Annotated in this window: 17 protein-coding genes; 1 reads left to right on the top strand and 16 read right to left on the bottom strand. The window is 42.5% G+C overall.

The genetic code is table 11. The features are described 5' to 3' along the window. Position 1: 1 nt before the first annotated feature. The 12 genes from AAC147_RS11130 to AAC147_RS11075 all read right to left on the bottom strand — a co-directional run bounded on the left by AAC147_RS11130 (position 2) and on the right by AAC147_RS11075 (position 6,443). Positions 2-691 (bottom strand): hypothetical protein, encoded by a 690-nt coding sequence (locus AAC147_RS11130; protein ID WP_047680977.1) that lies wholly within the window; start codon positions 689-691, stop codon positions 2-4. Next, positions 672-1,562: a baseplate hub protein gene (locus tag AAC147_RS11125; RefSeq protein WP_047680974.1), complete on the bottom strand. Its 891-nt coding sequence runs from the start codon at positions 1,560-1,562 to the stop codon at positions 672-674. Before AAC147_RS11125 ends, AAC147_RS11130 begins: the two co-directional genes overlap by 20 nt. Beyond that, complete coding sequence (locus tag AAC147_RS11120) at positions 1,552-1,824, bottom strand: phage baseplate plug family protein (protein WP_047680971.1); 273 nt, start codon at positions 1,822-1,824, stop codon at positions 1,552-1,554. The genes AAC147_RS11125 and AAC147_RS11120 overlap by 11 nt, the downstream gene beginning before the upstream one ends. Beyond that, the gene (locus AAC147_RS11115; protein WP_072032506.1) at positions 1,824-2,576 is read right to left on the bottom strand and encodes a phage baseplate protein; all 753 of its coding nucleotides are present in this window, start codon (positions 2,574-2,576) and stop codon (positions 1,824-1,826) included. The genes AAC147_RS11120 and AAC147_RS11115 overlap by 1 nt, the downstream gene beginning before the upstream one ends. 120 nt (positions 2,577-2,696) lie before the next feature. Then, the gene (locus AAC147_RS11110) at positions 2,697-3,416 is read right to left on the bottom strand and encodes a hypothetical protein (RefSeq protein ID WP_047680969.1); all 720 of its coding nucleotides are present in this window, start codon (positions 3,414-3,416) and stop codon (positions 2,697-2,699) included. A gap of 18 nt (positions 3,417-3,434) precedes the next feature. After that, positions 3,435-3,785 (bottom strand): hypothetical protein, encoded by a 351-nt coding sequence (locus AAC147_RS11105; RefSeq protein WP_047680967.1) that lies wholly within the window; start codon positions 3,783-3,785, stop codon positions 3,435-3,437. Between the two features lie 436 nt (positions 3,786-4,221). Next, positions 4,222-4,470, bottom strand: a complete 249-nt coding sequence (locus tag AAC147_RS11100; protein WP_047680964.1) for a type II toxin-antitoxin system RelB/DinJ family antitoxin — start codon at positions 4,468-4,470, stop codon at positions 4,222-4,224. Between the two features lie 123 nt (positions 4,471-4,593). Beyond that, the gene (locus AAC147_RS11095; protein WP_047680962.1) at positions 4,594-4,884 is read right to left on the bottom strand and encodes a helix-turn-helix domain-containing protein; all 291 of its coding nucleotides are present in this window, start codon (positions 4,882-4,884) and stop codon (positions 4,594-4,596) included. Positions 4,885-4,886: 2 nt separating this feature from the next. Continuing rightward, entirely contained in the window at positions 4,887-5,198 is a 312-nt protein-coding gene (locus AAC147_RS11090; RefSeq protein ID WP_047680959.1) for a toxin HigB-2, read from the bottom strand. A gap of 138 nt (positions 5,199-5,336) precedes the next feature. After that, positions 5,337-5,519: a hypothetical protein gene (locus AAC147_RS11085; protein WP_047680957.1), complete on the bottom strand. Its 183-nt coding sequence runs from the start codon at positions 5,517-5,519 to the stop codon at positions 5,337-5,339. Positions 5,520-5,523: 4 nt separating this feature from the next. Beyond that, positions 5,524-5,721, bottom strand: a complete 198-nt coding sequence (locus AAC147_RS11080) for a hypothetical protein (protein WP_047680954.1) — start codon at positions 5,719-5,721, stop codon at positions 5,524-5,526. 44 nt (positions 5,722-5,765) lie between these two features. After that, entirely contained in the window at positions 5,766-6,443 is a 678-nt protein-coding gene (locus tag AAC147_RS11075; protein WP_231571393.1) for a lysozyme inhibitor LprI family protein, read from the bottom strand. Between the two features lie 123 nt (positions 6,444-6,566). Here AAC147_RS11075 and AAC147_RS11070 point away from each other — a divergent pair, with 123 nt between their 5' ends. Then, entirely contained in the window at positions 6,567-7,022 is a 456-nt protein-coding gene (locus AAC147_RS11070; RefSeq protein WP_047680951.1) for a hypothetical protein, read from the top strand. Between the two features lie 106 nt (positions 7,023-7,128). Here the strand turns inward: AAC147_RS11070 and AAC147_RS11065 are convergent, their stop codons facing one another. The 4 genes from AAC147_RS11065 to AAC147_RS11050 all read right to left on the bottom strand — a co-directional run bounded on the left by AAC147_RS11065 (position 7,129) and on the right by AAC147_RS11050 (position 11,190). Continuing rightward, entirely contained in the window at positions 7,129-7,599 is a 471-nt protein-coding gene (locus tag AAC147_RS11065) for a protein-export chaperone SecB (RefSeq protein WP_047680948.1), read from the bottom strand. Further along, the gene (locus AAC147_RS11060) at positions 7,583-8,158 is read right to left on the bottom strand and encodes a helix-turn-helix domain-containing protein (protein WP_072032505.1); all 576 of its coding nucleotides are present in this window, start codon (positions 8,156-8,158) and stop codon (positions 7,583-7,585) included. The genes AAC147_RS11065 and AAC147_RS11060 overlap by 17 nt, the downstream gene beginning before the upstream one ends. After that, entirely contained in the window at positions 8,155-8,442 is a 288-nt protein-coding gene (locus tag AAC147_RS11055) for a type II toxin-antitoxin system HigB family toxin (protein WP_047680946.1), read from the bottom strand. Before AAC147_RS11055 ends, AAC147_RS11060 begins: the two co-directional genes overlap by 4 nt. A gap of 219 nt (positions 8,443-8,661) precedes the next feature. Beyond that, positions 8,662-11,190, bottom strand: a complete 2,529-nt coding sequence (locus AAC147_RS11050) for a lytic transglycosylase domain-containing protein (protein ID WP_052189488.1) — start codon at positions 11,188-11,190, stop codon at positions 8,662-8,664. Between the last annotated feature and the right edge of the window lie 305 nt (positions 11,191-11,495).

Genomic DNA, 11,495 nt, shown 5'->3' with positions numbered 1-11,495 from the left:
TTTAAGCCTTCTGGTTAGGTGGGCTGGTATTCGCACCTTGTCCGTGCTCTGGGTGAGTATGGCGGTTATATAGCTCACGCATACCTGCCATAGATTGGCTGTTAGTGGCTGCGTTGTCAGTGATATCACCCTTGGACTTAATGGTACTGGTTGTCTTCACAGGGGCATCCAGTACTATCTTTGTGGCTTTAATGTTCACCGCACCTGTCGAGACAATATTCATCCCATTATCCAGAAAATGAATAAACTGGGACGGCGTGCCATTGAGCAGACCACCAATGTAGAGACTGTCTGACATATCATATTTACGCTTACTGTCCGGTGGTGCTGCCCCTTTTACCCGTTTGACTTTGGAAATATCCCGGCTGGCTGTAAAGCAAAAGCCCAAATCACCGACCTTTGGGTCAAGAATGACCGCGTTCTTGCCACCCTGATAGCGGAAATACGGCACATTGTAGACCGTGGCATTTTGGTAGATATTGCCTGCCCCATCGACCTGTTGCACCAGGGGTAGAATATCGACATACCCCACAGGGCCAACACCTCCACCATGTACGTTCTCTATCCGGCAAATAGTCACTGTGCCTATCCTACCGATCAGTGACCAGATAATCGCTTCCTGGCTGAGCGCTCCACCTGCGGTAGTTTGTGGGTCATATAATGATACCCGTTCATTTTTTGATGGCGACATAACTATCTCCTCTCCGGCTGGCTGATACTTCCATTACCCACTGTGCGGATTCCTGCTCAGTTTCCAAGACAATACGAACACCGTAAACCAGCCAGTCACCGTTACAAATCTTGATAAGGCTGTCAGCAATACGCACGATGCCGCCGAACCGCACCAGCGGATCATAGAAACACTTAAACTCAATGCCGATTATGGTGGGTATAGGGTAGCCAATAAGTCCGGCTTCCGGTGAGATAGCCGGAATTTTTAAGTTTCGCCGGGGGGCATCTTTGTAAGTCACGGCAATGTTTTTATTTTCAATGTACAAATCCAGATCTGCGGCATAGGCCAACTGGCGGATTTTATCGATTTCAGTTCCGTTCAGATTCGGGTTGGATAGCTTGACGCTGACATCATTTGACTCAAAGGTGTAGCCCATACGTTTACAGATAGTCGCTATCATAGCGGCAACATCGTACTCACCCTTGTAACTCTCGGCATTAGCCCCAGCCATTTTATCCAGCACGGCAGTCTGTGACTCAATCACCAGTGACGCATTCGGCGCATCACCAAAATCCGGGTAAGCATAGGTGATACCACCTTTAAAGACTTGCGATAACTCTTCGCCTTCCTCACCCGCTTCAATGGTCACGGTATTTTGCAGTGCTCGTAACACATTCCACTTAATGCGAAGCAGCTTCTCCATCGTCTCTATCGGCAGACCATAGGCTTTAATTCGGGCATGAGGCGTAATTGCGCCATTGCCGTAATTGATTTCTGCGTTGATCCGAAGGCCGCTGGCTGAGAGCTTATTTTGGTTATCGGAAGTGAAAGATTCGTCTTTCCCGGAAAGGGTGAGCGTGATTTTGATTACTTTTCGGTTAAATTTCATCGTTCCATACCAGTTTATAGCGGGAACCGAGGCCTGAGTATTCAGGATCAGCATTCCCTTCAATATCCACGAAAACCAGCCATTGGCAGATATACGAAAGATTTTTACATACACGGTTACACACCAGATACTCACCGTTCTTCTGTACGGTGGCGAAAATAGCCTCCAGTCGGCTCTCAAGGGTCAGGTCGATTAAATCCGAGTCAATCGTGAATGATGTCGTTTGGTTTGGGATGGGTAAAATGGCGATTTCAACAAGCATTAAAAAAATCCTCCGCCACTGATTTGCTGCTGCCCCATGTTTAAGAGCTGTTTACTGCTATCAATGGCTTTTTCGAGTGCACCACCGATTTTCTCAATAAAATCTCCAGTATTCTTTAGTGTTGTTTTTTCCTTGCCCGCGGCTTCATTAACGCTACTGCTTACTTGCGATTCCACCTTCTGTGTCTGATCACCTGTGTCCTTTTTCTTGGCGTCATCGGGGTTTTTCACTTCTTCTTTGTCATATTTGATTTTTACTTCCCTGACCTCTTCCAGATGGACATTCACCTTAATCAGTGTGGCCCCGTCTTTGGCTTCCCTTGCAAGGTCATAGCCCGCAATGGCGGCATTGGTGTAGACGAATTCCGGTGTGACAACATGGAATTTCAGTGTGCTTTTCGCCAGAATCTCAAGCTGAGACAGAAAGGCACCTCGCTCCAGTGTGCCACCTGACCCCTTACTCAATTGAACTGTAACTTTGTAAGGCTCTCCGGTTTTGTTATAGCTGGCGAATGAGCCGTTCTCTATCGGAACGCTCACCACTCGATACTGATTCTGGTATTGCAGTGAGATGACGTTATCCGCCAGCAAAAGGGGGATACCAAATTGATTGAATATTCCCCAATAATTACCGAATAGCGTATTAATCAATGCAGCACCGCCCAGACTAATTCCTGCGTCTATCGCGGCGTTAGGGATCCCCTTCCAGTTGGGAATATCGGGCATTTTGGGTAATTCTGGCATTCCGAACATAGGACACCTCGTTTTTTGGATGTAAAAAAAACCGCAATTAAGCGGCGTTAGAAGTGAAAAACCCGCGCGCGGCGGCTAGGATTTGGATATGAAAAAACCCGCCGAAGCGGGTTAGTTATGCTATCTGTCTTTACTTATGATGTTAACAATATGATGGCATGACTCGTTTGAGAGGGGTCTTTTCCCCCATTTAGATAATTCACTAAAGGGTAGGTCGATGGCGCTCCACGGAATGACGCCATTCATACCAATGCCGTGAGGAGTTAATATATCTGAAAATGTCTTTTTAACAACATCATAGATACGAACTTCGCCCAGCTTAATGAGTTTGCTAGCCCATAAAGAACCGCCTGATAGGCTCTGAATATTGTCGCATACAATATGCTCATGTTTCGACAAGAGGCTTCCATATATAGAACTGGCTATTCCTGCTCCTTGAAAATCTGTATCTATATAGATACCTTTAATTTGCTTGCCGGTCTTGGCTAGACCATGATCAACAAAATTAAAATCATTATACGCGATTCGACCAATCAAAATATCTTCTAGTGGTTCGTGCATATCAAGAGAGAGTAGCTCATCAATGATTTGGTCAGTGCAATATTTGTACCCCCTTAAATGCTCAGCATGTTCAGAATAGAAACCAGGAGTAGTGCAACCCATATAGATTATATCTGAATAGAAATGATATTCACTCCCAACAAGGGCGTACTCTATTATTTTAAGCAGATCATCATCTTCTAATGATAAATGATGGTATTCATCAATAACACTCTTTGAGACGTAACTTGGCTTTTTGCTCAAGTCCTTCGAATACGAACTGATAAGATTAGGAGCCATCACTATCCCTATGAGAATTTAATGGGTAGTCGTTATTTTGTAATTATCAATGAAATTTTTAATAATAGACTCGATATGTTTCATGATGGAATTAATATTACCATCAAATTCTGGATATTGTTTTTCAGGAGCAACGAGATATTTAACTTTCTCCCTTCTGACAATTAACTCAGCAAATGGCACAACATAGAAATCATCACTCTTATTATCATCCTTAATAGTCACTATAAATAATTGTCTATTAACATCCTGCCTTACACTGAGGCGAAGGACGTTAAAAAGCTTATCCGTGTTCTTGTCCTTGAAAGAATCAATAACTTCTGTCAAGTGGCTAATAGTCTGTACAGATCTGGTATGTTCAGTTCTCATATAGCCCCCTAACGTTATGAAATTAAAGTAAATAGGTGATTAGCATTTATCTCATTGATAAATTACCTTAGGGTAATCATAGGGGCATCTTGCCATCAAATCAATAGCATTAGCTATATTGCTATTGTTTCGTTGATGATTAAAATGTATCAAACTGTTTCAATTTTCAGCCCTCCGTGGCTTAAATTTAGTTCAGCAAGCTGATTTTCTTTCAAGGCTGCTCTTCAGAGCTAACACTGGACCACTTACGTTGCTGAATGCTCCATTAAACGCGTGCGCTATATCTGGTGTTAAAACAGATAAATGCGGGTTGAGGGTGTCCCACGTATCTTTGAGGTGCATTATGTTTTTATACAGGGCATTAACGTTGCTCAGTTCAGATGACAAATCAACTTGCTGAGGCGCAGGCAAGGCCTCTTTACCTAAAAACTCACCTTCAATTACTTTGGTTGCCAGATACGCTATCGAATCGCTTTCCCTTTCCTGCTTCCAGTTCTTCCATTGCTTTCTGAGTAGTTGCGTTCGGCACTTTGATATCAAAAGGCAATCGCTGCTCATCCGCTATACGTAACATCAGCAAGCGGATAGCATCAGACACAGATAACCCCATCGCTTCCAATGCGGCGCTGGCACGCTCTTTAGTCTCTGCATCAATACGTGCACGGACATAAGTTTCAGTGGTCATTAGTCAATCCTCCGGTTATATATTAACCTAATTGTAGTCACAAAAAGACTACATCGCAATGAGGTTTTACGAAACTTTTGTAAACCCAACTAATGGCCAACAAAAAAGCCCGTAAGGATCCACTTACATAGATAACGCTTTCAGAACATTGACAGGATCTTTTTCTATCGCTTTCAACAAAGCTTTTGCTGGGCCTGTCGGTTCTCTTCTTCCTTGCTCCCAATTACGGAGGGTTCCAACATTAACAGAAATTAACTTAGCAAATCCTGATTGGCTTAATCCTGTTGCCTGGCGAATACTTTTTACTTTCACCGCCTCAACAAGGGTTTCACGAGAAGGCACACGCTCGCCATCAATAATCTCATTCATTTGCGCCATACTTTCAGTGAGTCTGGAAAATAATTTGCTATCCATTGTTACCACCCCTCATTTAATGCTCTCAGGATCTTCTTCTCTGATTCACTAAGGTCATCTTTGATGCCTTTCTTATAAATCAGTAACAATCTGATATGGGAAACATCAACCTTGTAATAATAAATAACACGTACACCACCGCGCTTACCTTTACCGCCAGAAGACCAACGAACTTTGCGTAACCCGCCTGTGTGCTGGATTACATCACCAGAAGTTGGGTTATCGGCAAGGTACTGCTGAAATTCACGGTATTCATCATCGTTTAGCAATTCTTTACAGTCTTCGGTAAAGATAGATGTCTCGATAAATATCATGTTTCAGTGCGCCATTGGTGTATATATAGAATAATGATAGCATCCTTATGCTATAAGTCAATGGCGTACATATGGGAGGAATTGAAGAAAAAGAAGCCCATAGGGCTATTGTACGATGGCTGTCGTGCACCAATCCTGTCACTTCTTTTTAGCTGCCTTGTCCAATACAAAAGCATGAATCAAAGCAATGACAAAAAGAAGAGTTCCGTATACCCACCATGCGAAAAAATTCCGACCTTTGGAGTTAGCTAACGCCGCTGGAATAAGACCAATTAAAGCAGCAGTAATCCAAAATTCAGGCAAATCAAAACCACCTGTCATAGCTTTAGTCGTCCTTTTTTGAATTTCCACTTAACATACTTACTGCGCGAGCAATACAGTAAGGTACTACGGCACATGCTACTGCAATGGCCGCCCCCGCAGCTTCTTGTGGGGCGCTTTCAGCCATAGTTAGTGCTGGCAATAATCCCGCAGCAATACCAAAAACTGAACAAAAAAAAACAGCAAGCCACAATATACGCATGTTTTATACTCCATTATTGATATTTAATATTTTACCGCCATGAACTATTTTTCTACATATGAAATTATTGTCGCACAATCAGCATCTTTTAAGCTGTGCATTGTTGCCATTCCCATAGAACACAGCTCCTTGAGTTGCCTAACAGCAAGTTTTGCATACTCATAACCATTAGAATCCATTTGTTCTTTAGCTATCTTCAATTTACTTTTTGATGAATCTGTCAAGGTAAAAGAATCCATTGCAGCAGCTCCACTAGCTTGCATTTTTATAGCTCGTTTTACATAAAAACCGTCCAGTGATGGATTATCCCTAAAGAAATCATCTAGTGTATTTTGGGATTTTTGTTGTGATTCTTTATCATCTAATTTTTTCTTCGCTATAGATGATGTATTTGATTGAACGCCTCCCTTGTTATCTTTTGCTGCAATTTGTCTATACAATTCTGTAGATCGCTTATACCAATTCAGTAGGCATTCTTCGGTATCACAGTTTTTTTCGCGCAGTTTCCAGTTTTGCTTAGCTAGAGCCTTAAAATCGTCAGTATTACCCGTGATCAGCTTTGCTTGAAGATAATCCACATACAAAGCATCGTCAGCCTGAGATAAAGCCGGGGTAGAGCAAATCAACTTCTCAACTTTACTAACTGCCTTAGAACAATCAAAACTTGCAGAGTTAGCAACGGCAGATACAAAAAATAAGGCGGCGGCAACTTTCTTTAGCATCCTTGAACCTCACACAATGATTAATTTGCTCCAAGTATAACCACAATGCTCAAATAAAACACAGGCTAAACAAATTAGTGTTATGCTGTACACATAATATCAACTACTTTGAGGTGCAATGTAATGAGATTAATCAAAGCCGTACTCCTTATAATTGCCACTGTAATGGCATTACCTTCTCTGGCAACAGGGAATAAAAAATATGAGTCGATGACGGATGCTGGTAATAATTTCTATATGGATATTCGGAATGGTGAAATATATGGCATCTATTATGCCCCTAAACCAATTGATGGTGTGAGTGCTTGGATAGGATGCTCCGATCCATTTACAGATAGAGTTACTATTATCTCTACTTTGCCAGACGAAAGAACGATTGAAAAATTCAAGGTTAAAGACAGTAAAGGTGATTATGTAACCTATGATATTTCACCAATCTATAAAGACATCCCTAACTTTGCGCGTGGCTATATAAGCTCCTTGATTAAGCAGGATGCCAAAATAAAACTAACTTCCCGTGTCTGTGGCAGCGGCGGTTTCTCTACCTTTGAATCTGCTGAGCTTGTTAAAAAATCTTAAGCTAAGCAGGTATTCCTGCTTAGCTCATTGAAGCATAAAACCCCTAATTGTTGTGTGTCCAACTTTCGGGGGTTCATTTCACGGGACGGGTTGCAGAGACTGTATATTACTCTGGTTTAAACATTGGTATATGTAATGGTTGAGTTCCCATTCTGGAGCAAGCAGACTGAACGTATTCCCTCCAGTAAGGCCAAATGTGATAGGTTACATTGTTTTTTGAAAAAGCCTTTATCTCTTCTTTGGTAAGTTTTTCTTTAGATGCATAGAGAACCTCAAATTCAGCAGTTATCATATATACCGTATCTTTCTCATCGATATCTTCTTTGCCTTCCTTAATTTCTACGACACGAATACCAACTTCCACGTCAAACACATAAGCGTGGTTTTTATTGCCATCTGTAGATAACTCTTGTACTGATATATCACCTCGGTAGTCCTGTTTTTTCACTTTCATTTCTGAGAGTCTTTGATCCATAAAAGAGGCGTTTATATCAGGATTGATAGAGAAATAACCGTTACGAAATAATACATTAACTATCTTTAATTTCTTTTGTGCTTCCTCAAGATGCGAAGGCATACATAGTCTCCTTTGTACCCATCTCTTCCATGTCGGTAAATTGCCTATTAGTAATGCCTTTTTTCTTAAATTTCATTGGCTTGACGGAAGAGACTGCCTTTGCTACCACGTTGTTGTGTAGGCGTATTCTCCCCTCTACCAACGTAAGCGCTTCTAGTGTCTCATTTTCGTCCTTCCACTCTATATCGTCAGGCTTTTGGATTAAAACATCCAGAGGTATACCAAGCCCATAGTGCAACTTCTGAATCATTGCCATGCTCAGCTTTCTTTTACCGCTCAACACTTCTGATACCTTTGACGCTGAACCAAGATATTGCTCCATATCTTTGCGCGTTAACCCTGCTTGATCCATTCTAAATAACACAGCATCTAGAGGGGATGGTTTTTCTGTTGGATAATGCACTGACTCATAACGTTCTATAAGCAGAGCCAGTAGCTCTAACTCATCTGAATCAGGAGTGTTTTCCTCAGGGTTTAAGTCCATTAACTCTGTCAGTCTAATCATTGCAAGGTCATAATCTTCATCACTTTTTATGATTCGCGGCTTAAACTCAGTCATTTTAGCCTCCACTTATCATATTCGGCATGAGTTCCAATATGTTCAATTTTCACTATCCCATTAATGTATCTGATTTGAACAGCGAGGCGATAATCATTCCCCTTTATGTTGAACACCACTCTGTTATCAGGCAAAAAGCTCGCAGTAGAAAATCTGTTTTTTATATCTTGCGGGCTGCTCCAGCTTGCTGATTCTACCTCAGCTATCCAAGCATTAAGTGCTCCCTTTGTCTGATTATGCTTTTTCCAAAAAGAAACTATTTCCTTTTTCCCCATAATTTTCATCGGCTGAGAAGTTTCCTTTGCAAGATTCTACACCTTAATTCCCAAAATGGGAACGGTGTTAATTTAACCAGTCAGTTATCGCATTATTGCATGTCTAATCGTGACAACTTACCTTGAATGCTTGCAATACCCTACATTACTTTAGTTAAAGTATGATCAGAAATTATCCAAATTGTGAGGATGATAAAACTTTAACGCAGCTTAACTTTCCACCAGCCATCAACTCATCGATGTCATAATCTGAGAAAGGCTCAATCTAGCCGCTTCTCCTGCATCTGTTACAGTTCCAGTTACCGTATTAGCTGTAGTGGTTACGTTAATATCTCCGTTAAGGTCAACTTTGACATTATTAGTTGCACCCGCCATAGGCATGTTACGTATTCTGTCGGTTTGAGCAAGGAACTCATGAGGGGCGTTCATGTCCATATTAGGGATAAGCGGCTGATTCATCCTTGCTTGGAAGTCAGAGATTGATTGTGCAATACCTTGCGCCTTCCGATCCTGTAGCTCTTTCTCCCTGTATTTTTTGACCTTCGGAACATATTCACGCGTCTGGGCTGGCATATTTGCTATTCCTTTTTCCTTTAGATTCCCTATCCCTCCGTTATAGGCTGCTAACATGCCATCTGTGCTGCCTGTTTGTTTAAGTAACCAGCTCAAGTATCTAGCTGCGGCATCGCCTGATTTATACCAGTCAAAAACATCATTACCTTTCAATCCATATTCGGCGGCGGTTGGTGGCATGAACTGAAATGGGCCTTTTGCTCCTTTATTGGAAACCTCAAATCGATTACCCGAAGATTCAGTCATAGCCACACCATACAATATCCCCGCGGGCAGCTTATATTTTTTCTCCAGCTCTATAAAATACCCTCTCATGGCATTGAGGGCGGCCTGACCTTTAAGGTCATTGGCGTTTTTAGAGTGAACATGGGTTTTGGATGCAGATCTTTCCTTGCTTTTTATCAATGCAGCATCAAAAGTTTTGGAGGCTGAGCTAAGGACATCTTTTGCCACACCTGACCAACTGATATTTCCTTGCTTATCCGTATTCTTTGATATGGTTTCTGAGATTTTACCGGGAATATCGGTAGCCACAGCTAATTGAGCCATTCCCCCACCCGGAATCAAATCACCGAATCCAGCTAGAGCGGCTCTTGTTTTATCTTTTGGGTTTTCGGCTTCAATCACATTTTTGGCTGCCTGGGTTCTCTTAATCCCTTCCACTGCCATCTTGCCTAAATTATCTCCCAGTTTATCCCAGTCAAAATCATCAATCTTGTTTTTGAAATAAAAGAACGCTGCAAGAGCGCCGCCGACCAGCAAGCCGGGAAGACCAAAGAACCGGATTAATCCCAGTCCGGCTAAACTTAACGTCGTCAGGATGCTTGCTAACCACGGCCCACCAAAGAATAAGGCAAATCCACCGAGAGCCAGCTTAAAATTATCCAATTCACCGTTAGTATCAGTAAACCACTTACCAATGGTTGTGCCTTTGAACCATTTTTCCAGCTTCTCTAGCTGCTCCATAATCCATACGAATGACTTGTGCATCGTGCCCCAGTCAAAGAATGAATCCTTGCCTTCCTTCCAGCCCTTGTAATCGTCATGCAGTAGCCACAGAGCAGCAACAAAAGCGAGAATTAGCCCCGTTCCGGTTATTAACGGCGCAAATAACCCCAGCATTGCTAAAGCTGCCCGACCGACTACAGGAATTAAAGATAAGCCGATAACGGTCGCTATCCCCTGAAAGAGCGTGATTGTTGTATCGCGATGCTTATTCAGATAATCCAAAAACCCACTCACCATCGTAGACAGCTTGAGTAATCTGGGAGTGAGATAATTAGCAATAATGGTTTTCAGCCCCTCCCATTGCTGGCTGAGTACCGAATTTTGTTCCCTGAGTTGGCGATTTAGTTCCAGCTCTTCCTTGGTGGAAATGACGATATTCTTTTGTGCATCCAGTCGCTTCTGAATGGCTTCACGACCTTCTAGCAGGGTATTGATGGTTCCGTCATCCAATCCCATGCTCTTGCCGATGTTATAGGCTTGCGGGCGCTCCATCTGAGACATGCTGTCAGCCATATCTAACAGAATATCGTCCAGCTTCCTGATCTTCCCGTAGGAATCCACCACCCCAACACCTAGCGCATTGAAAAATGGCAATATAGACGCATCACCCACAGTCACTAAATCCCACAGTGATTTATTGAGGCTGGACATCGTGGCCGCCATGCCGTCAGCACTGCCACCTGACATCTCGGCTACATTCTGCCATTTCTTGATGGTGTCCGCGTTCATGCCAAGGTTTTTACTGAGGAAGTGGAGCTGATCGTTTGAGCTGGATATCTCGCTAACCAGTTTTGCTAATCCACTGGAAACAAAAATCGTCGTGAACAGGCCAGCTAATGCTTTAACCGCACCGTTAATCGTCTTTTCCCAGTCCTGCGTTTTATCCGTCACGTCGGTGATATTATCAGAAAAACTCAGCACAACATTGGAAGTGCTTTTAGTGGTTTTGCCGACAGCTTCAGTCGATTTAGTTAGGGATTGATTAGACTGGTTTAAATTTCTGGTGCTGCCCGCGGCTTTATCGGTTCCATCAGACCATTTTACGACAGCCGTAGATGCACCGTCAGCTTTCTGATCCAGATCATCAAGCGCTTTAATCGCTTTATTCGCATCGTTTGCAAAGCCGGACATGTCCAGCTTGAGCGCAACAAGTAAGGTATCAACGAGAGTGGCCACTGAGTCTCCTTTTATTGAGATATAAAAAAAGGGCGCTCAAGCGACCCCGTTATTAGTAATTAAGCCTGCTTTTCACCACGTCAGGCGAGGTTTTATTACTGCTGATAACGGTGGTAAATATGAACTTCCACCAGCAGAGTACTATTTCCGCTCTAACTCAAAAACTCGACAAGAAGTAAGAGGCTTAGTTTATGATATAGGCAAAACAGTTAACTCAAAACCTGCTGTTTTAGTTACTGAGTCTAATGGAATAAGTTGGCAAGGACTTAATAAGGCTTAATCTTCGTCTGAATCATATGTAGGCT

The organism is Xenorhabdus sp. NBAII XenSa04 (genome assembly GCF_963866145.1).
In the GTDB taxonomy this organism is placed as follows: Bacteria; Pseudomonadota; Gammaproteobacteria; order Enterobacterales; family Enterobacteriaceae; genus Xenorhabdus; species Xenorhabdus indica.
This window is presented reverse-complemented; position numbering and strand designations above follow the sequence as displayed.